Origin of the sequence: Microbispora amethystogenes (genome assembly GCF_016863015.1) — a bacterium.
GTDB lineage: Bacteria > Actinomycetota > Actinomycetes > Streptosporangiales > Streptosporangiaceae > Microbispora > Microbispora amethystogenes.
The window spans coordinates 32518-54087 of the sequence record NZ_BOOB01000027.1 but is presented as its reverse complement, the minus strand read 5'-3'; the positions used below and the strand labels follow the sequence as shown (position 1 = coordinate 54087).

The following is a 21570-nucleotide window of genomic DNA, read 5'->3' as shown; positions in this document are numbered from 1 at the left end:
CCGTGTGGACCTTCAAGGGCGGTGACCATATTTGAAGATTTCCGCGCGCTGTCAAAGACCTGTTGGATTTCGCGACCAACGTGTGACGTGACCTTGGCGGAACCGGGGAGTCAGACGATGGTGGCCGAGATTACTAGGACGTCCTAGTATTCGGAGAGGAGTCACGACCGGGGAGGACGCATGCAGCCGGATGAGCCGATCGAGGCGGGCCGGGCCCGCTGGCAGGCGCGGTACGACGCCGCCTTCAAGCGCGACCGCGAGTTCCGGACCCTGTCGGGCTTGGAGGTGGACCCCGTCTACGGCCCGCCCGGCGCGGACCCCAGGTTCGGGCGCATCGGCTGGCCGGGGGAGTTCCCCTTCACCCGCGGCCTGTACGCCACCGGCTACCGCGGCCGTCCCTGGACGATCCGGCAGTTCGCCGGGTTCGGCAACGCCCGGCAGACCAACGAGCGTTACAAGATGATCCTCGGCGCCGGGGGCGGCGGCCTGTCGGTGGCGTTCGACATGCCGACGCTGATGGGCCGCGACTCCGACGACCCGCGCTCGCTCGGCGAGGTGGGCCACTGCGGCGTCGCGGTCGACTCCGCCCTCGACATGGACCTGCTGTTCGACGGCATCCCGCTCGGCGACGTGACCACGTCGATGACCATCAGCGGGCCGGCCGTGCCGATCTTCTGCATGTACGTGGTCGCGGCCGAGCGGCAGGGTGTGCCGGTGGGGAAGCTCAACGGCACGCTCCAGACGGACATCTTCAAGGAGTACATCGCGCAGAAGGAGTGGCTGTTCGCCCCGGAGCCGCATCTGCGGCTGATCGGCGACCTCATGGAGTTCTGCGCCGCCGAGATCCCCGCGTACAAGCCGCTGTCGGTGTCGGGCTACCACATCCGCGAGGCCGGGTCCACGGCCGCGCAGGAGCTGGCCTTCACGCTCGCCGACGGGTTCGGCTACGTCGAGCTCGGCCTGTCGCGCGGACTCGACGTGGACGTCTTCGCCCCGGGGCTCTCGTTCTTCTTCGACGCGCACATCGACTTCTTCGAGGAGATCGCCAAGTTCCGCGCGGCGCGCCGCATCTGGGCCCGCTGGATGCGCGACGTGTACGGCGCCCGTACGGAGAAGGCGCAGTGGCTGCGTTTCCACACCCAGACGGCCGGGGTGTCGCTGACCGCGCAGCAGCCGGACAACAACATCGTGCGTACCGCCGTCGAGGCGCTGGCGGCCGTGCTCGGCGGCACCAACTCGCTGCACACCAACGCGCTGGACGAGGTGCTCGCGCTGCCGTCGGAGAAGGCCGCCGAGATCGCGCTGCGCACCCAGCAGGTGATCATGGAGGAGACCGAGGTCGTCAACGTGGTCGACCCGCTCGGCGGATCCTGGTACGTGGAGGCCCTGACCGACCGGCTGGAGGCCGAGGCGGAGGAGATCTTCGCCAGGATCCGCGAGATGGGCGGCGGCGGCACGATGACCGCCGGCATCCTGCGGGGCATCGAGGACGGCTGGTTCATGTCGGAGATCGCCGAGTCGGCCTTCGACTACCAGCGCAAGCTGGAGAAGGGTGACAAGCGGATCGTCGGCGTCAACTGCCACACCTCGACGGTGGAGGAGCCGCTGGAGATCCTCCGGATCAGCCACGAGGTCGAGGCCGAGCAGCGCCGGGTGCTCGCCGAGCGGCGCGCGGCGCGCGACCGGAAGGCGGTGGACACGGCGCTGGCCGCCCTGCGGAGCGCGTCGAGGACGACCGAGAACATGATCGTGCCGATGCTGGAGGCGGCCAGGGCCGAGGCCACCCTGGGCGAGATCTGCGACGTTCTGCGCGAGGAGTGGGGCACCTACTCCGAGCCCGCCGCCTTCTAGACGCTTCCGGCCCGCCTGAGTGCGGCGGCCCGGTCTCAGACGCCCACGGTCCCGTCGACGCCCTCGCGCAGGAAGTCGGCGTGGCCGTTGTGCCGGGCGTACTCGTGCATCATGTGCAGCATCACCAGCCGCAGCGACACCTCCTCGCCCCACCGGGGCTGGTAGGCGGTGACGTCGAGCGACTCGGCCGCCCGCTCGATCCGGCGGGAGTGCTCGACCTCCGCCTGCCAGGCGGCGAACGCCTCCGCGCCGGTGGACCCGCTCGCGTCGTACGCCGCCTGGTAGTCGCCTTCCTCCGACCAGACGAGCGGCACGTCCTCCCCGCCGATCACCCGGCGGAACCACGCGCGCTCGACCTCCGCCATGTGCCTGACCAGGCCGAGCAGCGAGAGCGTCGAAGGCGGCATCGACCTGCGGCGCAGCTCCTCGTCGGACAGGCCCTCGCACTTCAGCGCGAGCGTGGCCCTGTGGTAGTCGAGGAACGCGCGCAGCATCTCCCGCTCGCCGGCGATGCTCGGCGGGCCGATGCGTTCCACTGCCATTTCCTGCTCCCTCCGATGCGGCGGTCGTGCGCCGTTCACCCTATGGCGGGCGCCGGGTCCACCCGATCGCGAGGAAGGCGGCGGGGATGGCACGGATCACGCGGAAGAGTACGGCAGGATTGGGGGTATGGCAGCGGAGTTCTCTCGACCTGGATCGCTCTACGGCGCCGTGGACCTCGGCGCGCGCAAGCAGGCACTCGACGCCCAGGCGCGGCGTGAGGCCGCCGGACCGTCCGGAGCCGCCTCCTCGGCGGCCGTCATCGAGGTGACCTCGGCCACCTTCAACGCCGATGTGGTGGAGCGCTCGCTGAGCGTGCCCGTGATCGTCGAGGCGACGATGCGCCGGGCCGAGCAGGTCCAGCAGTTCAGCGGGGTGATGGACAAGCTGGCCGCCGAGGCGGCGGGCGCGTGGCTGCTGGCCCGCGTCGACGTGGAGGCCGAGCCGCAGCTCGCCCAGGCCCTGCGGATGCGCGCGGTGCCCACCGTCTACCTGGCCTTCCAGGGGCAGCTCATGCCCCTGTTCGAGGGTCCGCTCCCGGAGGCGCAGCTCCGGCAGGCGCTCTCGCAGGTGTTCGAGCAGCTCGGCGTCGAGGCGGGCGCGCCCGCGGACGCGGACGCGGCGGACGAGCCGCCGGTCGACCCCGAGCTTCTGGCGGCGGAGCAGGCCGTGGAGAAGGGCGACCTGGACGCGGCGGCCGCCGCCTACCAGCGCCTGCTGGCCAGGTCGCCCTCGGACGAGGGTGCGAAGATCGGGCTCGCCGGGGTCGGCCTGCTGCGCCGCACGCAGGACCTCGACGAGGCCGACGTGCTCCGGCGGGCCGTGGACGCCTCCGACGACATCGACCTGCAGCTCCAGGCCGCCGACCTCGAAATGGTGAGCGGGCGGGTGGACGAGGCGTACGACCGGCTCATCGGGCTCGTGCGGCGCACGCGCGGCGGCGACAGGGACCGGGTCCGGGTGCACCTGCTCGGGCTGTTCGACGCGCTGCCCGCCGACGACCCCTCGGTCGTACGGTCGCGCAGGGCCCTCGCCAACGCCCTGTTCTGAGAGCCGTTCCGGAGCCCGGCGGGACGGCGTCACGGCGCCGTCCCGTTCTCGCCGCGTGCGGACTTGAGGCGGCGCCGAGCGGCGCTCTGGCCGTGGGCTGAAACACCCGGCCGGAGATGGCACGATGGAAACACTCATGTGCCGCCCACGCCGGGGTGCGAGAGCGTGACCGCCACGCGGAGGCCGCGCGTACGCGAGCAGCCGGGCGGGCGCGGCCAGGCACCACCCCGCAAAGGAGCGGATAGACGTGGCCACCGTGCCCAGCGTTTCCTACTCGATCACTGTGCGCCTCGAGGTGCCCGCGGGGGGCAAGGCCGTCAGCCTGCTGACCCACGCGGTGGAGAACGCGGGCGGCGTGGTGACCGCCCTCGACGTGACCAACGCCGGGCACGAGAAGCTCCGCATCGACGTGACGTGCGCGGCCAAGGACGCCGACCACGTCCAGGCGATCGTGGACAGCCTCGGCGCGGTCGAGGACGTGGCCATCCACAAGGTCTCCGACCGCACCTTCCTCATGCACCTCGGCGGCAAGATCGAGATGCAGTCGAAGGTCCCCCTGCGCAACCGCGACGAGCTGTCGATGGCCTACACCCCCGGTGTGGCGCGGGTCAGCCTGGCGATCGCGCGCAATCCGGAGGACGCCCGCCGCCTCACCATCAAGCGCAACTCGGTCGCGGTCGTCACCGACGGCTCCGCCGTCCTCGGGCTCGGCAACATCGGCCCCGCCGCCGCGCTGCCGGTGATGGAGGGCAAGGCCGCCCTGTTCAAACGGTTCGCCGGCATCGACGCCTGGCCCATCTGCCTCGACACCCAGGACGTGGACGAGATCGTCGCGGCCGTGCGGGCCATCGCGCCGGGCTTCGGTGGCATCAACCTGGAGGACATCTCCGCGCCGCGCTGTTTCGAGGTCGAGCGGCGGCTGCGCGAACTGCTCGACATCCCGGTCTTCCACGACGACCAGCACGGCACCGCCATCTGCGTGCTCGCCGCGCTGACGAACGCGCTGAAGGTGGTCCGCAAGGAGATCTCCGAGGTGCGGATCGCGATGGCCGGGGCGGGCGCGGCGGGCACCGCGGTGCTGCGCCTGCTGCTGGCCGCCGGAGCGCGCAACGTCGTGGTCTGCGACTACCGGGGCGCGGTCCACCTCGGGCGCGACGACCTCGACGACTCGCTCCGGTGGATCGCCGAGCACACCAACGCCGACGGGTACGGCGGCGACCTGCGCGGCGCGGTCAAGGGCGCCGACGTCTTCATCGGCGTCTCCGCCCCCGGGATCCTCACCGGGGACGACGTCGCGGCGATGGCGCGGGACGCGGTGGTGTTCGCGCTGGCCAACCCCGAGCCCGAGGTCTCCCCGGACGACGCCCGCGAGCACGCGGCGGTCGTGGCGACCGGCCGGTCCGACTACCCCAACCAGATCAACAACGTGCTGGCGTTCCCGGGCGTGTTCCGCGGGCTGCTCGACGCGCAGGCGGACGGCGTGACCCCGGAGATGCTGCTCGCCGCGGCCCGCGCGCTGGCCGCGGTGGTGAGCCCCGAGGAGCTCGGGCCCAACTACATCATCCCCAGCGTCTTCCACCCCGACGTGGCCAACGCGGTGGCGGCCGCCGTACGGGAGTCGGCCGGGGGCAGGCCGCGCGGCTTCACGGAGGCCTGACCGGCGCCTGGCACCGACGGCGACGCTCCGGTCGCGGTGGGTCACCTGCCGCGGGCAAACCGGGGGCGACGTACACGAATTCGCATTCCTCCCTCATGATGGGATGTATGGCGGAGGCGATCTACGTCGGCGGTTTGCTTGTGGCGACGCCACTGCTCGACGACCCCAACTTCCGGCGTAGCGTCGTGCTCGTCCTGGAGCACGACGAGGACGGCGGCACCCTGGGCGTGGTGCTCAACCGGCCCAGCGAGATCGCGGTGACCCAGGTCCTGCCCTCGTGGGACCCTCTGGTCACCGGTCCTCCGGTGCTGTTCGAGGGAGGTCCGGTGCAGACGGACAGCGCGCTCGCGCTCGCCGTCGTGCTGAGCGGGGAGGAGCCGCTGGGCTGGCGCCGGCTGCAGGGCAGGGCCGCGGTGTCGCGCCTCGGCACGGTCGACCTCGACGCGCCCCCGGAGATCCTGGCGGGGGAGATCTCCCAGATGCGGATCTTCGCGGGCTACGCGGGCTGGACGGCGGGGCAACTGGAGAACGAGCTGAAGGAGGGCGCCTGGTACGTCGTCGACTCGGAGCAGGGGGACACCTTCGATCCCGACCCCTCCGCGTTGTGGCGCACCGTGCTGCGCCGGCAGAAGGGCGATCTCGCCCTGGTCGCCACGTTCCCGGACGACCCGACGCTCAACTGAATCACCGGCCTTTCCTCACGACCCGCACGACCCGTACGGCCTGTACGGCCGAGGGCCGGGCGCGGTGCGCGCGCCCGGCCGTGTATTGGGGATCGCGGTGTCTCAGCTCGCGGTGCAGCTCACCGCGGGCACCGGGTTGGCGCCGTTCCAGGAGCCGAGGAAGCCGAACGACGTGGACGCTCCGGCGCCGAGGCCGCCGTTGTAGCTCACGTTCTTCGCCGTGACCGACGAGCCGCTCGACGTCAGCGTGGCGTTCCACGCCTGGGTGACCGTCTGGCCGTTGGCGTACGTCCAGGTGACGGTCCAGCCCGAGATCGCGCCGGAACCGGCCTTGACGGTGACCTCGGCCTGGAAGCCGCCGCCCCACTGGTTCGTGACCTGGTAGGTCGCCGAGCAGCCCCGGCCGTTGCCGCTGGGCGACGCGCTCGGAGACGCGCTGGGAGACGCACTCGGGGACGCGGACGGGCTGCGGGGCGGGCTCGGAGACGCGCTGGGCGACGTGCTGGGCGAGCCGGACGGGCTGGCCGACGGGCTCACCGGCGGCTGGCCGCTGTAGATCGTGGCCTCCTTGGCGGTCGGCTTGATGCCGTTCGCGCCGTTGAACAGCCGCTGGCCCCACGAGGTGAGCTGGTTGACGTTGAAGTTCGTGACCTGGTCCAGGTACTCGACGCCGCCGCCGTTGCCGCTCCACGACCAGCCGAGGTAGCCGACGCCCCGCGACTGGGCCTGGGACATGATCGTGTCCTCGTCCGGGTCGCCGTCGGAGTGCATGTTGCCGAACTCGCCGATGACCAGCGGAAGGCCCGCGGTCTGGAACGCCTGCAGGTAGCTCGTGATCTCGGCCGCGGTGTCGAAGACGCCGTACATGTGGATCGAGAAGACGGTGTTCTTCTGGGTGTCGCTCGCGAAGACCGAGGCGGCGTTGTCACGCATGACGAACTGCCAGTCCTGGCCCCAGTTCGGCGCGTCCACCATGAGCATGTGCTGGAAGCCGGCGGCGCGCATCCGGACGATCGCGTTCTTGGTCGCGGTGGTCCAGGCGGACGGGTTGTTGTTGCCGTACGGCTCGTTGCCGATGTTGATGACGACGTAGTTCTCCTGGCCGGTCAGCACGCTCTTCAGGCCGACCCAGTAGTCGACGGCCTGGTCGAGCGTGTACGCCCCGCCCTGCTCGGCGTACCCGGTGGTGTCGTGGTTCTCCAGCACGCAGATTAACCGGTTCTGCTTGCACAGCGAGATGACGTTGGCGACGTCGCTCGCCGTGTTGGCCGTCCAGCGGCCGCCGCTCAGCACGACGCGCACGGTGTTCGCGCCCAGCGACTTGATGTTCGCGAACGAGCTCGTCTGGCTCGCGTACCAGGTGTGCGCGTGGCTGGTGCCGCGCATCACGAAGTTGTTCCCGTTGGCTTCGACGATCTTCGTGCCGCTGACGTGGAGGCCGGTCGCGGCCTGCGCGGTCTGGTTCATCGCGACCACCGACAGCAGGAGGGCGAGCAGTGCCGCGCCCACGGCGATGAGACGTGTTTTCATTCTGTACCTCGGGTGGGGGAGCGACGCCGTTGGGAGCGCCTCCGGCACCATAGGCGGCGCGGCCCGGCACCGTACAGGAGACGGACCGGCGGGGCCGCCGCGCGGATCCGCCTCAACTGAACCGGTTCGGCAGGATGGGCCACCGGACCAGCGCGATCGTTCCCCGCCACCCCTCACCTGGGCCTCCGCGACCCGATGAAACGTTCACCGGCCCTCGCGCCGATAGGGTCGGCGCGTGCCCGAACCCAGCCGGCTCCCCGAGGACGCCGTGAGAGTCGCCGGCGACGTCCCGGTCGCCCTGGTGGCGCCGGACGCCGGGCTGTCGTCGCTTCCCGCCGCCGTCCGGGGCGCGGAGACGATCGAGCACATCGACCTCGACGGGAACGCGCTCACGTCGCTGCCCGGATGGGTCGCGCGGCTGGAACGCCTGCGCGTCCTGTCGCTCTACGGCAACCGGCTCACGGCCGTCCCGCCGGAGCTGGGAGAGCTGACCGCCCTCGAACACCTCGGCCTCGGACGCAACGCGCTGACCTCGGTGCCCGCCGCGCTGTGGCGGCTGAGCCGGCTGCGGACGCTCGTCCTCGCCGAGAACGAGATCACCGATCTGCCTCCCGGCCTGGCCCGTATGGGCGCGTTGCGCATGCTCGACCTGGCGCACAACCGGCTCCGGGAGGTGCCGGCGGAGATCGGGGATCTCCCCGGTCTGACCGACTACCTCTACCTGGGCGACAACGGGCTCACGACGGTGCCCGCCTCGCTCGGACGGCTCGACCGCCTCGGTTATCTCAGCGTCGCCGAGAACCGGCTTACGGCGCTGCCCGCGTCGATCGGCGGCATGGCGGCCCTGCACGAGTTGCGCGTGCAGGACAACCGGCTCACCGAGCTGCCGGAGACGATCGGCCGCCTGGCCGGGCTGCGCGAGCTGCACCTCAGGAACAACCGCCTCACCGTGCTGCCCGAGTCGATCGGGGGGCTGCGCGGGCTGCGCCACCTGGACCTGCGGGGCAACCCGCTGGAACGGCTGCCCGAGTCCGTCGTACGGCTGACGCGGCTGACCCACCTCGACCTGCGGGCGACCCGCCTCACCGCGCTGCCCGCCGGGCTGGCGGAGCTGCCCCTGCTGGAGAAGCTCGACCTGCGCTGGGTCAAGCTCGGTGAGGTACCCCCCTGCGTGGAGTCGCTGCGCGAGCGCGGCCGCGTCGTCCTCCTGTGAGTTGTCCCCCTGTGAGGGGCGCTCAGCGCGCCGGGGGGACGGCCCCGGCCGTCCCGGGGCGTACGGGCAGGTCCCAGCCGGGCTGGAGGGAGCGCTCGGCGAGCGTGAGCAGGTCCTCGTACCGCCGTGCCATGTCGCCCAGATCCTCGGTCGGTCCGTTGAGGCAGAGCAGGCCGATGCCGACGAACAGCGACACGACGAACTGCGGCTGGAGGTCGTCGGGCGGGACTCCCATCCTCCGGGCCACCTCGGCGACGAGCCTGCGCTCGTTCTCCCGCACCAGCCGCATGCCCCCGGCGAGCAGGGACGGAGTGGAGTGGATGAGGCGGCGAGCCTTGAGGATCCTGCTCGTCCCGGCCTCGTCGAGCTCCCGTAGGATGCCCAGCATGGCCCGCATCGACTGACTCAGTGCCGTGAACGGCGGCTCCGACTTCGGGCGGGTGACCAGTTCGGCGAGGAACATGTCCTGTTCCTCGGCGGTCAGCGAGAGCGCCACGTCCTCCTTCGAGGCGAAGTAGCGGAAGAACGTCCTCGCCGACACGTCCACCTCGGCGGCGATCTGCTCGACCGTGGTCGCCTCGTACCCCCTGGTGAGGAAGAGGTCGAGAGCCGCGTCGACCAGAGCGTCCCGGGTGCGTTGCTTCTTGCGCTCGCGGAGCCCCACGGTGTCACCTCCTTCGAAAACTGCCGGTAGCAACCCTCAGATGTCACCGTATGTCGGATAAAAGGATTTGTCATCTGTCATCGACTGACATTAAATTGCTAGGGGTCTGCTCAGTGGTGCTAAGGGGGAACCTCGATGACACAAGCCGTATCGGTGGACGCGGACGCGCCTCCAGGACGGGGCCAGGGACGTCCGTGGCTCACGCTGCTCGCCGTCTCGCTCGGCGTGATCATGGTCATGCTGGACGGCACGGTCGTGGCCATCGCCAACCCGGTGATCCAGGTGGAGCTCAAGGCGACGCTGTCGGACCTGCAATGGGTGACCAGCGGTTATCTGCTCGCCCTCGCGGTCTTCCTGATCACGGCGGGCAAGCTCGGCGACCTCTTCGGGCACAAGCGGGTCTTCCTGGTCGGCGTGGCCGGCTTCGCGCTGACCTCGCTGGCGATCGGCCTGTCGTCCTCGGTGGGCATGCTGATCGCGCTGCGGGTGCTGCAGGGACTGTTCGGCGCGCTGCTCCAGCCCGCCGCGCTCGCGTTGCTCAGGTCGGCGTTCCCCGCCGAGAGGCTGAACATGGCCATGGGCGCGTGGGGCGCGATCATCGGCCTGTCGAGCGCGGGCGGCCCGATCATCGGCGGCCTCCTGGTGGAGAACGTGAGCTGGCAGTCGGTGTTCTTCGTCAACGTGCCGGTCGGCGCGGCCGCGCTGGCGTTCGGCCTGTGGGCGCTGAGGGAGAGCAGGGCGCAGGCGCTGTCCAGGGTCGACTGGCTCGGCGTGCTGTTGCTGTCGTTCGCGATGTTCGACCTGGTGTGGGCCATCATCAAGGCGCCCACGTGGGGCTGGGGCGACGTCCGCACCGTCGCCTTCCTCGCCGCCGCCGTGCTGATCGGAGCGCTGTTCGTGTTCTGGCAGTCCAGGGCTCGCGAGCCGCTGCTGCCGCTCAGCCTGTTCCGCAACGCGTCGGTCTCGATCGGCACCGTGCTGATGATCCTGATGGCGTTCTCGATGTTCGGCGCGATGTTCTTCCTGACGTTCTTCTTCCAGGGCGTGCACGGGCTCACGCCGCTCGACTCCGGTCTGCGCATGCTGCCCATGAGCGCCGGCATGATCGTCGCCTCGCCCATCGCGGGCGTCCTCATCGGCAAGCTCGGGCCCAGGATCACCATCGCGGGCGGCATGGTGATCAGCGCGGTCGCGATGTTCCTCATGTCGCGGCTCACCGTGGACGCCGCCTTCGCCGACACCGCGATCCCGTTCGTGCTGCTCGCGTTCGGCCTGTCGCCGGTGTTCGTCGGCGCCACCGAGATCATCGTCGGCAACGCGCCGGAGGAGCTGAGCGGCGTCGCCGGCGGTGTGCAGAACTCCGCCATGCAGGTCGGCGGCGCGCTCGGCACCGCCATCCTGGGCGCGATCGTGTCCGCCCGGGTGGCCGACGTGCTGCCCGGCCACCTCGGCCCGGCCGCGGCGGCCGTACCGCCTGAGCAGATGGGCCTGCTGGAGGCCGCCGCGTCGGTCGGCGCCGCCCCGCCGGGGACCGGCCCCATCGCGAAGGTGCTGGCGGACGCCTCGCACCTGTCCTTCATGGACGGACTGAACCTCGGCTTCCTCGTGAGCACGGCGGTCGCCGTGCTCGCCGCGGGCTTGGCCCTGTTCGTCCGGGCCGGCCGCAAGACCGAGGGCGCCCCGGTCCACCTGGGCTGACGGCCCGGCCATCCGTTCCTCGTACGGCCCCCGCCACCACGCGGGGGCCGTACGCGTGTCCGGGCGACCGGTTCGCGGGCCGGGGGGAGCGCGCCCGCTGCAATAGACTTGGTGCTCGTGAGCGGCACGAAGATTCTTCCCGAGAGCGACGTAACACCCCGGCTCTCGCACGGCGACGGTGACCACGAGCGCTTCTCGCACTTCGCCGACAAGAACAAGATCACTGAGAGCTACGTGACCGGTGCGCCGGTGCGGGCCCTGTGCGGCAAGGTCTGGGTGCCCAGCCGCGACCCGAAGAAGTATCCGGTCTGCCCGGAGTGCAAGGAGATCTACGAAGGGTTGCCGAAGGGCGAGCCGCCGGCCGAGTGAGTGTCGGTACGGGATGACCATTCCCCCGACGGCTAACGTCAGCCTTCTGACCAGCCGTATCGGGGGAAAGAATGGTTCGGCGACCGATCGCCGTCGTCCTCGCATGCCTTTACGCGCTGGGCGGCGTCCTCGCCGTCCCGGCGTCCGCCGCCTCTCCGCCGCCCCGCCACGGGGGGACGCGCGGGCCGGTCACGGGCCTCCCGCCGGACCGCCATGCCGCGACCTCGACGCGCGGGCCGTCCGCTGCCCGTGTGTCGGCGGCCCGTGTGTCGACCGCACGCGTGACGGCTGCCCGGATGTCCGTCGCCCGGCCGGGTGACTGCCCGGCCCGGCCCGGCGTCGCCCCGCGCCGGGGCTCGGGGGCCGCGCTTCCCCAGGGGCTCACGCACGCGCTGGAGCCGCGCGACCCCGGGCCGGACGAGGTCGCCCGCATGTCGGCCGATCTCGGCCGCAGGCTCCAGGCGGCGGAGGGGAGCGGCGGCGCGGGCCCGGCCCGGCGCGACCCGGGCGCCGTCGAACGGATCACCGTGCCGGTGTGGGTGCACATCGTCAGGGACGGCGCGCTCGGCCTGCCCGACGCCGCCGTGGCCAGGCAGATCGCCGTGCTCAACACCGCCTACTCCGGCGGGTACGGCGGCGCCGACACCGGGGTCAGGTTCGAGCTCAAGGGCGTCACCCACACCGACAACCGCGCCTGGTTCCGCGACCCGCTGGGATTCGAGGAGCCGCTGAAGGAGAAACTGCGGACCGGCGGACCCGAGACGCTCAACCTGTTCATCGCCCAGATGAGCCGGCTCGTGCTCGGATACTCGACCTATCCCTACTGGTACAAGGACGACCCCGGCCTCGACGGGGTCGTCATCGACTGGCGGAGCGTGCCCGGTGGCCCGCTGCGCGACTTCGCCAGGGGCTTCACCGCCGTCCACGAGATCGGCCACTGGCTCGGCCTGCTGCACACCTTCGAGAACGGCTGCGCCTCCACGGGCGACGCGGTGGACGACACCCCCGCCGAGGCCCGCCCGACCAACGGCTGCCCGCCGCGGAAGGACACCTGTCCCGCGCCGGGGGACGACCCGATGCACAACTTCATGGACTACTCCCAGGACCGGTGCATGCGCGAGTTCACGCCGGGCCAGGCCGTACGGATCCGGCAGATGTGGGACGTCTACCGCCGCCCGGCTCCGCAGGGCGCCGACCCGGAGGCGACGCCGGGCGCTCTCGCCGAGCGGTCCGATGACGAATCCGCTGGGAAGCGTTGACGCGGCGGCGCGTGTGTGAGTAACTCCACAGCAGCGTTCATGGTCACAGGGCTCCGCGGGTGGCCCTGATCGCTTCGTCACTCGCCGGTTCCGTCCCACGCACGCCCGGCCAGGTCGCCCGGGAGGCTATGTGGATGACGAGTGGACCCGCCGGGTCTGGCCGCCCGCCGAACAGCCCCCGGGACCGGGCGAGGCGGGCCGTGAGACCACCGGCAGGGGCCTCACGCGTCCGTACGGCATGCCGGGAACGGGCGGGGACACGGGTGCGGAGGACGCCGGGAGCGCCTCCGGCCGGCATCGCACGGCGCGCGGCGCCGGAGGGCGCGACCGCACGGCCCCGTACGGCGCGCCGGTCCCCGGACGGGCGACGGCCGAGCCCTCGGTGTGGCCGCTGACGTCGCCCGCCGAGGAAGAGGAGGACGAGCTTCCGCCCGCCGCCCGCCGGTACGGCGCGCCCGCCGCACCTCCCCGGCGCATGCCCCGGTGGCTGTGGCGGCTCCTGGTGGGCGGCCTCGCGTTGGTGTGCTCGGCGGCGGTCATCGGCGCGGTGGTGGTCACGGTCCTGAACCGGGCCGAGCGCGTGCCGCCCACCGTGATCCACGACCAGGTGGCCGGAGTCGCCTACACCCTCCCGCCCGAGTGGCGGGAGGGGGTGGTCGCCCCGGTGAGCGGCTTCACCACCGTCGCCGCGCGCGGGGACAGCGCCACGGTCATGGCACGGCCGGGAGACCCGGTCGATCCGCCCGGCCTCCGCTCGGAGGTCATCGACCTGAGCGATCTCTACGCCCGCCTGCTGCTGCACGGCGACAAGGTCGAGGTGCTCGACGACCGCGCGGTGACCGTCGGCGGGCGGCCGGGCCACACGCGGGCCGTACGGGCCGAGTACAGCGACGTCGTGAACGAGCCCGCCTTCATGCGGGTGACCCTGCTGACCCGGTCCGACGGCGGCAGCACCGTCCTGCTCGGGCTCGCGCATCCCGACCAGCCGCGGTCGCGCGCCGAGATCGAGGGCCTCATGTGGGGCGCCCGCTGACGGCCGTGGCACGTTCCGCCAGGCCTTCTCCGTACGGCGGAACCGGCACATGGCATGCCAGGAAAATGGCTTCTTGACGGCGTTCTGCCCGATATAGCGGCTCAAGTGGAAAACGGGGCGTCATAACGGTCGAGTGCTCTTTCCTCTATGCCCGGACGCATCGGTATATGAATGGCCGAGTGCTCGGTCGGCGGTTCCGTCGGGTGATGCGGGGAATCGCGGCAATCGCCGGAACGGCTTTGAGATAGGCGTAACATCTGTTTGCCGGTATCCGATAAGTGGCTCGCTGCCCGCGTTTCTCCGGACGGGTATCTTCGAGGTCGCATCGCACGAAAAACGCGGTGACCCGGAAAGACCAATTCTCACCATGGGGGGAAATCAAATTGATTTCTCGTAGGAGCAGCTCTGCCTCTGGTTCGCGTGGCGCCGGTCGCCTGCTGACCTGGTCCGCCGCGGTGGCGGTGACCTGCGCGACCGTGGGGCTGTCGGGCTCGATCGCGGCGAGCGCCACCTCGACGAAGACCACCCCGGTCACGCAAGAGGCGACGAGTCCGCAGGGCGGGGAGAAGAGCTTCATTCCCCTTCCGCGCCTCGACTCGGCGAACATCATCACAACCTTCAGCGTGCTGCCGGCGGTGGGCACCACCACGAGCGTGACGCCGCTCACCTCGCAGACCTTCACCGGGTCGGCGCGCAGGGGCCACGTGTTCGTCAACGACGGCACGGCCTGGGCGGACCTCACCTCTGTGTTCTCCCCGGGCTTCCTGTACGACGTGACCCTGTCGCCGGCGCCGAGCAGCGCTCTGTCGGGCACCGGCGGCGTTCTGACCAGCCTCACCACCAGCGGCATTCCCGTGGGGCGGCTCAGGGTCACCGTGCGGAAGGCCGACGGCAGCATCTTCGCCTCCGACTGCAGCGTCTCGACCACGAGCGGCGCCTCGACGCTGCCGCTGACCGCCGCGGACTGCACCACGCCGACGCGTCTGTGACGACGGGCGAAGCCGGCTAGACGACAGGGCGGGTGGCCCGCGGAGGCATGAAACTCCGCGAGCCACCCGCCCTTCGTGTCTCCGTCGTCCTGACCTGGGCCGTGACCCCGCGTTCCGCGGCGTCGGCCGGTGCGGATCGGGCCAGGTCCGGTGGCGTCCCGATCGGTGGCTGTGGCGATTCCCACACCATGCGATTTCGGACCACCATGCGTGTGGTCGGCGCGTTCTGTCGGTGTGGCGGGCTACTCTGATGGCACTGTGAGGGAGCGAACCGATAGAGACACCAGTGTTCCGATGAGTTCGGGGAGGCGTCGTTGAGCGTTTCGGCCGCGTCCCACCTCTCCCCGTCCTACCCCGACAGAGCCGCCTGGGGCACCGCCCCCAAGCTGCGTGCCTGGCAGCAGGAGGCCTTCGACCTCTACGTCCGGCACGAGCCGAGAGACTTCCTGACGGTCGCCACCCCCGGCGCCGGCAAGACGACGTACGCGCTGCGGATCGCCAGCGAACTGCTCAGCCGCGGCGTCGTGCGCGCACTGACGATCGTCACGCCGACCGAGCACCTCAAGCGGCAGTGGGCCGACGCGGCGGCGCGGGTCGGGATCGGCATCGATCCCGAGTTCAAGAACAGCCAGGGCGCCACCTCCCGCGACTACACCGGCGTCGCGGTCACCTACGCCCAGATCGCGATGCACCCGGCGCTGCACCGCGCCCGCACCGAGGCGCGCAAGACCCTGGTGATCTTCGACGAGATCCACCACGCCGGTGACGCCAAGTCGTGGGGCGACGGTGTCCGCGAGGCGTTCGAGCCGGCGACCCGGCGGCTGGCGCTGACCGGCACGCCGTTCCGGTCCGACGAGAGCCCGATCCCGTTCGTCACCTATGTCGAGGACGGCGAGGGCGCCCTGCGCAGCGTCGCCGACTACTCCTACGGGTACGGCCCGGCCCTGGGCGACGGCGTCGTCCGGCCGGTCATCTTCCTCGCCTACTCGGGGGAGATGAAGTGGCGCACGCGGGCCGGGGACGAGATCGCCGCCACGCTCGGCACGCCGCTGACCAAGGACCAGCTCTCCCAGGCGTGGCGCGCCGCGCTCGACCCGAAGGGCGACTGGATCCGCCAGGTCATCCACGCCGCCGACCGCCGGCTCACCGAGGTCCGGCGCGGCGTCCCCGACGCCGGCGGCCTGGTCATCGCCTCCGACCACGAGTCCGCCCGCGCGTACGCCCGGCACATCCGCGCCGTGGCCGGCGAGGGCGCGGAGATCGTCCTGTCCGACGACCCCGGCGCGTCCAAGAAGATCAAGGACTTCGCCACCTCCGAGCGGCGCTGGCTGGTCGCGGTCCGGATGGTCTCCGAAGGCGTCGACATCCCCCGGCTCTGCGTCGGCGTGTACGCCACGAGCACCTCCACCCCGCTGTTCTTCGCCCAGGCCGTCGGGCGTTTCGTCCGCGCCCGCAAGCGCGGCGAGACGGCCTCGGTGTTCCTGCCGTCGGTGCCCGTCCTGATGGGCCTGGCGGGGGAGATGGAGACCGAGCGCGACCACGTGCTGGGCCGCCGCCGCGATGAGGACGGCCTCGACGACATGCTGCTGGAGCAGGCGCAGCAGGAGAAGAAGCAGCCCGACGCGCTCGGCGACGAGCTGCCCTTCCAGACGCTGGAGGCGTCCGCGACCTTCGACCGGGTGCTGTTCGACGGCGGCGAGTTCGGCACCGCCGCCGCCCCCGGCTCACCGGAGGAGGAGGACTTCATCGGCCTTCCCGGCCTGCTGGAGCCCGACCAGGTGGCGTCCCTGCTGCGCAAGCGTCAGGCCGACCAGCAGGCGGCGATGCGCAAGACCCGCAAGAGCGAGGACCAGGCGCCGGCCCTCGCGCCGCACGAGCAGCTCGCGGAGCTCCGCAAGGAGCTCAACGGCCTCGTCGGGGCGTGGAACCACCGCACCGGCCAGCCGCACGGCGTCATCCACGCGGAGCTACGCCGAGCCTGCGGCGGCCCCGCGATCGCCCAGGCCACCGCCGAGCAGGTGCGTGAGCGAATCGCGATGATCCGCAAATGGGCCACCCAGCGCAGGTGACCCCACCTCGGCCCTCGGTTCGCCGCCCCTAGCAGGGCGGCGAACCGAGGGACGCCGTCACTCTCCGCCGCGCGGAGCCCCGCTTCGCGAGGCGTGCTGGTTCACGCGGACCTGGGCGGACAGGTCGTCCAGCCGTTGGAGAACGGCCTCGAACATCGTCGCGTTGGACTCCGCCATCTTGTCCATCCGGTCATGGAGGCTGTCGACGCGCTGGGTGAGGTGGTCGACTCGGTCGCTGAGTCCGTCGACCCGTTTGGTGAGGTGGTCGACTCGGTCGTTGAGGGCGTCGACGCGGTCGGTCAGCCCGTCGACTCGGTCGCTGAGTCCGTCGACCCGTTTGGTGAGGCCGTCGACCCGGTCGTGGAGGCTGTCGACGCGGTCGGTGAGGTGGTCGACCCGGATGTTGAGAGCCTTGATGTTGCCGTCCAGGCGGCTGATCTCGCCGTCGATGCGGTCGAGCCGGATGGTCACGACGCCCATCTGCCGCTTGAGGATGCCGACGTCCGTCCTCGTCTCCTCGGAGACCTGCTCGACCCGGAGCAGGCGGTCGCTCATCTCATCGATTTTGTCCCAAGCCATCTGCGTCGCGTCGTACGCGTGCTCCGCCGCCTGCTTGCGGCAATAAACGCTGAGTTCCATGAAGTCGTTCTCCAAGCGATTGACGCGTTGTCTGAGGGTGAGCATGGCCATGGGGCGTCCTCCAACTGTAGGGCAGCGCAACCGGGGGCGCGCTGCGAAGGCGGGGTGCGCGGAGGACATTGCTATCAGGTTCGAACCGTCATGGGAGGGTGAGGATTCAGGAAATTCGCGGGACGTCCCGCGCGGGATAAGGGTTGTCCTCACCGGTGTATGAATGGTCACCGGAAGCGGGAGCGGCACGTGTGTTTTTCCACCGGCACCGGAAAGTCGAGAAACGGCGAATCGCCATTCACTACGACATGGGCGACCGAAGGGGAATTCGGTCGCCAGTGTGGCCGTCGATGGCGACGTAGCGGTGATGGTGCCGGGCGACCGGACTCAGCCGGAGGCTGAGAGAGGCGACGCCGCCCTCCACGCGGATCGGGACGCGGTGCGTCCCCTCCTGGCTCTCGCCCTCCGCGCCCTCCTGCACCCAGATGCGCAGACGGTGCCCGGCCTGGTGCACCGCCACCGTGGCGGTGTCGCACTGTCCCGTGGTGGCGGGCCAGTAGACGGTGAGGCCGTGGAGGGCCCGGCCGCGGAACGACAGCCGTACGGCGTCGGGGGTGGCGACGCGCTGGTCGCAGGCGGGCCCGCCGCTCAACGCGGGCGGTGGCGACACCGGCGAGGGGGCGGGGCCCGCCGGGCCGCCCGGTGTCTCCTGGCCGCTCCGCCCGCCCTGACCGCTCGGCTCGTCCGGTTCGTCCTGCCCGGGTGTGGCGGCGCCGGGGTCCCGTACGGCGACCGTCTGTGCGGGCACGGCCCCGGGCCTCTGGGCGAACCCCAGGGCGATCGTGGCCGTCTGCAACGCCGCCAGGGTCAGCGCGCCCGCGGCGCGAAGCGCACCCCGGTGGCCCCGGCCGAAGATCAGCCAGACGGAGACCGGGGTGAGGACGAGCCAGCACAGGCCGAGCGAGAACGCGATCATCGGGCCGCCAATCCACGAAGGGTCGTCACTCCAGGTAATACACCCATGACGGTTCGTGGTACGGGCATTGACGTCCGGCGCGGCGCGGCTCGGGACCAGCGGATCAGGACAGGCGGATCAGGACAGGCGGATCAGGACCGATGGATCAGGACCGATGGATCACGACTGGAGGACGGGCTCCCCGGTGAGTTCCACGCCGGCCTCGGCCAGGCGGGCGAGCGCCGACTCGGTCGTGTCCCTGGCGACCCCGGCGGTCAGGTCCAGCAGGACCCGTACGGCGAAGCCGCCGGCCGCGGCGTCGAGAGCGGTGGCCCGGACGCAGTGGTCGGTGGCGATGCCGACCACGTCGACGGCCTCCACCCCCCGCTCGCGCAACCACGCGGCCAGCCCGACTCCGTCGGCGGTGGCGCCCTCGAACCCGCTGTAGGCCGCCTGCCGCGCGCCCTTGCTGAAGATCTCCTCGACCTTCGCCGTGTCGAAGGCCGGGTGGAAGCCGGCGCCTTCGGTCCCGGCCACGCAGTGCGGCGGCCAGGTGTCGACGTAGTCGGGTTCGGCGGCGAAGTGCGGCCCGGGGTCGATGTGGTAGTCGCGGGTGGCCACCACGTGGTCGTACCCGTGGTCGTCGACGTGGCGGCTGATCGCGGCGGCCACCCCGGCGCCGCCGCCGACCGGCAGGCTGCCGCCCTCGCAGAAGTCGTTCTGCACGTCCACCACGATGAGCGCGGTCTTCATCCGATCACCCTCCGGCGCGATCACGGAGGACCGGCGTCGTCCTCATGCGCCGGTCCTCCGCGATCACTTGAAGATAGTAGGGACTGCGGGGTCTCCAGGGGAGAGGCTGCGGGCTTCGAGTGGCAACTCCGCCAAAGTCGCCCGGTGGCGCTCGCGGGCGGCCAGGAGGCTCTCGCGGCCCACGACCTTGCCGTCCCGGACGAGTTCGGCCAGCAGCGGGCGGTCGTCGGACTCCACCGGCTCGCGGGTGAGGACCTCGGCGGTGGCGGCGCCTCCGCCGGTCCTGCGGTAGGCCCACTTGCGCCCGCCGATGCTCGGCTTGCCCACCGACGCCTTGGCGACCGCCTGGAGGCCTCCCGAGCCGTCCTCGCGGGCGACCAGCTTGTAGACGAGGCTGGCCGTCGGATGACCCGAACCCGTGGACAGGGCGGTGCCGACGCCGTACGCGTCGACGGGCGCGGCCGCCAGCGCGGCGATCGCGAACTCGTCCAGGTCACTGGTGACGACGATCCGGGTCCGGTCCGCGCCCAGGTCGTCGAGCAGGCGGCGCACCTCGACCGCCACCACGGCGAGGTCGCCGGAGTCGATGCGGACCGCGCCGAGGTCCGGCCCGGCCAGCTCCACCGCCGTCCGTACGGCCGTCTCCACGTCGTAGGTGTCCACGAGCAGGGTGGTGCCGAGCCCGAGCGACTCGAGCTGGATCCGGAAGGCCTCCGCCTCCGAGTCGTGCAGCAGGGTGAACGCGTGGGCGGCGGTGCCCGCGGTCGGCACGCCGTACAGGTGACCGGCCATGAGGTTGGAGGTGGAGGCGAAGCCGCACAGATAGGCGGCCCTGGCGGCGGCGACCGCGGCGTACTCGTGGGTGCGGCGCGAGCCCATCTCGATCAGCGGCCGGTCGCCGGCCGCCTGCGCCATGCGGGACGCGGCGGCGGCGATCGCGCAGTCGTGGTTGAGAATCGACAGGATCAACGTCTCCAGCAGCACGGCCTCGGCGAAGGTCCCCTCCACCACCATGATCGGGGAGCCGGGGAAGAACGCCTCGCCCTCGCGGTAGCCGTACACGTTGCCGGAGAAGCGGTAGCCCGCGAGGAAGTCGCCCGTCGGCCCGTCCACGATCCCGGCGGAGCACAGGAACTCGATGTCCTGCTCGTCGAAGCGGAAGTCCTCCAGCGCGTCGAGGAACCGCCCGGTGCCGGCCACCACGCCGTAGCGCCGTCCTCCGGGCAGCCGCCGCGCGAACACCTCGAAGACCGCCCGCCGGTGCGCCGCGCCGCCCGCCAGCGCGGCCTGGAGCATCGTCAGTTCGTACTGGTCGGTCAGCAGGGCCGTGCCCGTGGTCATGCGCACGTGTCGAAGACTACGACGGTCGTGGTGCAGGATGGTTACGTGGGTAGCACAGCTCCAGCCGAGGTCGAGCGTCCGTCGTCGGACGTGCGTCCCGATCTGCCGTGGCTCACGATCGTGTGGAACGACCCGGTCAACCTCATGTCGTACGTCACGTACGTCTTCCAGACCGTGTTCGGCTATCCCCGGCAGAAGGCCGAGAAACTGATGATGGACGTCCATCACAAGGGCAGGGCCGTCGTTTCCAACGGCACCCGGGAGGAGATGGAGCGGGACGTGCAGATACTCCACTCCTACGGCCTGTGGGCGACCGTCCAGCAGGACAAGTGATGAGCGCGGGATTCAGGGCGGCGCGCGACGGCGTCTCGGTCCACCTCGACGCGGGCGAGGTGTCGATCCTGCGCTCGCTGGTGTCGCAGGTGCTGGGCCTGGTGGAGCCGGGCGCCACGGGGGACGACCCGCTGGAGCGCGCGCTCGGCATCGGCTCGGCCACCCCGCCGGACGACCCCGTGCTCGCGCGGCTGTTCCCCTCCGCGTACGCCGAGGACGACGAGGCGGCGGGGGAGTTCCGGCGGTACACGGAGGCGACGCTGCGCGACGGCAAGCGGGCCGACGCGACCACCCTGCTGGAGACGGCGGCGCCGGGGCGGCTGACGCTGACCTCGGAGCAGGGTCAGGCGTGGCTGCGGGCGCTCAACGACGTCCGCCTCGCGCTGGGCGTGCGCCTGGAGGTGACCGAGGAGGTCCACGAGGAGATCGCCTCGATGTCCGAGGACGACCCGCGCTATCCCGCGTTCGTGACCTACGACTGGCTGACCTACCTGCAGGACACCCTCGTCAGGGCGCTTTGGTAGGTTTTCCGGCATGCTGACGATCTCACGCGAGCTGGTCGACAAGATCGTGGCCCATGCGCGGGCCGATCACCCGGACGAGGCGTGCGGCATCGTGGCCGGGCCCGCCGGGTCGGACCGTCCCGAGCGCTTCGTCCCCATGGAGAACGCGGAGCGGTCCCCGACGTTCTACCGCTTCGACTCGATGGAGCAGTTCCGCGTGTGGCGGGAGATGGACGACAGGGACGAGGTGCCCGTCGTGATCTACCACTCCCACACCGCCACCGAGGCGTACCCCTCCCGCACGGACATCGGGTACGCCTCCGAGCCCGACGCCCACTACGTACTGGTCTCGACCGCCTCCGAGGAGGAGACGCCGTTCCGGTCGTTCCGGATCAATGACGGCGTCGTTACGGAGGAGGACGTAAAGATCGTCGAGGCGTACGGTTAAAC

At 71.2% G+C, this 21570-nt stretch carries 21 protein-coding genes; 14 read left to right on the top strand and 7 right to left on the bottom strand.

What is annotated here, in order from left to right:
- The first annotated feature begins 180 nt into the window (after nt 1-180).
- Nucleotides 181-1851 carry a coenzyme B12-dependent isobutyryl-CoA mutase large subunit gene (gene icmA / locus Mam01_RS18935; protein WP_204286613.1) on the top strand — a complete coding sequence of 557 codons (1671 nt, stop codon included), beginning with the start codon at nt 181-183 and terminating at the stop codon, nt 1849-1851.
- 35 nt (nt 1852-1886) lie between these two features.
- Here the strand turns inward: icmA and Mam01_RS18930 are convergent, their stop codons facing one another.
- Nucleotides 1887-2393 carry a DinB family protein gene (locus Mam01_RS18930; protein WP_204286612.1) on the bottom strand — a complete coding sequence of 169 codons (507 nt, stop codon included), beginning with the start codon at nt 2391-2393 and terminating at the stop codon, nt 1887-1889.
- Nucleotides 2394-2520: 127 nt separating this feature from the next.
- Between Mam01_RS18930 and Mam01_RS18925 the strand changes: the two genes are divergently transcribed.
- The 3 genes from Mam01_RS18925 (at nt 2521) to Mam01_RS18915 (ending at nt 5781) form a co-directional block, all read left to right on the top strand.
- A complete protein-coding gene (locus Mam01_RS18925) occupies nt 2521-3441 on the top strand; it encodes a tetratricopeptide repeat protein (protein ID WP_204286611.1) in 921 nt (306 codons plus the stop codon).
- Nucleotides 3442-3688: 247 nt separating this feature from the next.
- Entirely contained in the window at nt 3689-5098 is a 1410-nt protein-coding gene (locus Mam01_RS18920) for an NAD-dependent malic enzyme (protein WP_204286610.1), read from the top strand.
- Between the two features lie 107 nt (nt 5099-5205).
- Entirely contained in the window at nt 5206-5781 is a 576-nt protein-coding gene (locus tag Mam01_RS18915; protein ID WP_204286609.1) for a YqgE/AlgH family protein, read from the top strand.
- A gap of 102 nt (nt 5782-5883) precedes the next feature.
- Here the strand turns inward: Mam01_RS18915 and Mam01_RS18910 are convergent, their stop codons facing one another.
- Nucleotides 5884-7311, bottom strand: coding sequence for a cellulase family glycosylhydrolase (locus tag Mam01_RS18910; RefSeq protein ID WP_204286608.1), 1428 nt, complete (start codon nt 7309-7311; stop codon nt 5884-5886).
- 235 nt (nt 7312-7546) lie between these two features.
- Here Mam01_RS18910 and Mam01_RS18905 point away from each other — a divergent pair, with 235 nt between their 5' ends.
- A complete protein-coding gene (locus Mam01_RS18905) occupies nt 7547-8524 on the top strand; it encodes a leucine-rich repeat domain-containing protein (protein WP_239101423.1) in 978 nt (325 codons plus the stop codon).
- 22 nt (nt 8525-8546) lie between these two features.
- Here Mam01_RS18905 and Mam01_RS18900 read toward each other — a convergent pair whose 3' ends face one another.
- Nucleotides 8547-9188, bottom strand: a complete 642-nt coding sequence (locus tag Mam01_RS18900; RefSeq protein ID WP_204286607.1) for a TetR family transcriptional regulator — start codon at nt 9186-9188, stop codon at nt 8547-8549.
- A 135-nt stretch (nt 9189-9323) separates the two neighbouring features.
- Between Mam01_RS18900 and Mam01_RS18895 the strand changes: the two genes are divergently transcribed.
- From Mam01_RS18895 to Mam01_RS18870, 6 genes are all read left to right on the top strand, one after another.
- Nucleotides 9324-10886: a DHA2 family efflux MFS transporter permease subunit gene (locus tag Mam01_RS18895; protein ID WP_204286606.1), complete on the top strand. Its 1563-nt coding sequence runs from the start codon at nt 9324-9326 to the stop codon at nt 10884-10886.
- A 117-nt stretch (nt 10887-11003) separates the two neighbouring features.
- The gene (locus tag Mam01_RS18890) at nt 11004-11255 is read left to right on the top strand and encodes a DUF3039 domain-containing protein (RefSeq protein WP_373868705.1); all 252 of its coding nucleotides are present in this window, start codon (nt 11004-11006) and stop codon (nt 11253-11255) included.
- Between the two features lie 281 nt (nt 11256-11536).
- A complete protein-coding gene (locus Mam01_RS18885; protein ID WP_204286605.1) occupies nt 11537-12514 on the top strand; it encodes a zinc metalloprotease in 978 nt (325 codons plus the stop codon).
- A 130-nt stretch (nt 12515-12644) separates the two neighbouring features.
- Nucleotides 12645-13547, top strand: a complete 903-nt coding sequence (locus tag Mam01_RS18880) for a hypothetical protein (protein ID WP_204286604.1) — start codon at nt 12645-12647, stop codon at nt 13545-13547.
- A gap of 383 nt (nt 13548-13930) precedes the next feature.
- Entirely contained in the window at nt 13931-14536 is a 606-nt protein-coding gene (locus Mam01_RS18875; RefSeq protein WP_204286603.1) for a hypothetical protein, read from the top strand.
- 314 nt (nt 14537-14850) lie between these two features.
- The gene (locus Mam01_RS18870) at nt 14851-16605 is read left to right on the top strand and encodes a DEAD/DEAH box helicase (protein ID WP_204286602.1); all 1755 of its coding nucleotides are present in this window, start codon (nt 14851-14853) and stop codon (nt 16603-16605) included.
- A gap of 57 nt (nt 16606-16662) precedes the next feature.
- Here the strand turns inward: Mam01_RS18870 and Mam01_RS18865 are convergent, their stop codons facing one another.
- From Mam01_RS18865 to Mam01_RS18850, 4 genes are all read right to left on the bottom strand, one after another.
- Nucleotides 16663-17244, bottom strand: coding sequence for a hypothetical protein (locus Mam01_RS18865; RefSeq protein WP_204286601.1), 582 nt, complete (start codon nt 17242-17244; stop codon nt 16663-16665).
- Between the two features lie 292 nt (nt 17245-17536).
- Nucleotides 17537-18211 (bottom strand): hypothetical protein, encoded by a 675-nt coding sequence (locus Mam01_RS18860; RefSeq protein WP_204286600.1) that lies wholly within the window; start codon nt 18209-18211, stop codon nt 17537-17539.
- Between the two features lie 159 nt (nt 18212-18370).
- Entirely contained in the window at nt 18371-18943 is a 573-nt protein-coding gene (locus tag Mam01_RS18855) for an isochorismatase family protein (RefSeq protein ID WP_204286599.1), read from the bottom strand.
- Between the two features lie 63 nt (nt 18944-19006).
- Nucleotides 19007-20284, bottom strand: coding sequence for a nicotinate phosphoribosyltransferase (locus Mam01_RS18850; protein WP_373868709.1), 1278 nt, complete (start codon nt 20282-20284; stop codon nt 19007-19009).
- 45 nt (nt 20285-20329) lie between these two features.
- Between Mam01_RS18850 and clpS the strand changes: the two genes are divergently transcribed.
- Genes clpS through Mam01_RS18835 form a run of 3 tightly spaced genes read left to right on the top strand, consistent with a single transcriptional unit; the run spans nt 20330 to nt 21568 of the window.
- The gene (clpS, locus tag Mam01_RS18845; protein WP_150939384.1) at nt 20330-20617 is read left to right on the top strand and encodes an ATP-dependent Clp protease adapter ClpS; all 288 of its coding nucleotides are present in this window, start codon (nt 20330-20332) and stop codon (nt 20615-20617) included.
- Nucleotides 20617-21141 (top strand): DUF2017 domain-containing protein, encoded by a 525-nt coding sequence (locus Mam01_RS18840; RefSeq protein WP_150939382.1) that lies wholly within the window; start codon nt 20617-20619, stop codon nt 21139-21141. The genes clpS and Mam01_RS18840 overlap by 1 nt, the downstream gene beginning before the upstream one ends.
- A gap of 10 nt (nt 21142-21151) precedes the next feature.
- The gene (locus tag Mam01_RS18835; RefSeq protein WP_150939380.1) at nt 21152-21568 is read left to right on the top strand and encodes a M67 family metallopeptidase; all 417 of its coding nucleotides are present in this window, start codon (nt 21152-21154) and stop codon (nt 21566-21568) included.
- Nucleotides 21569-21570: the final 2 nt, after the last annotated feature.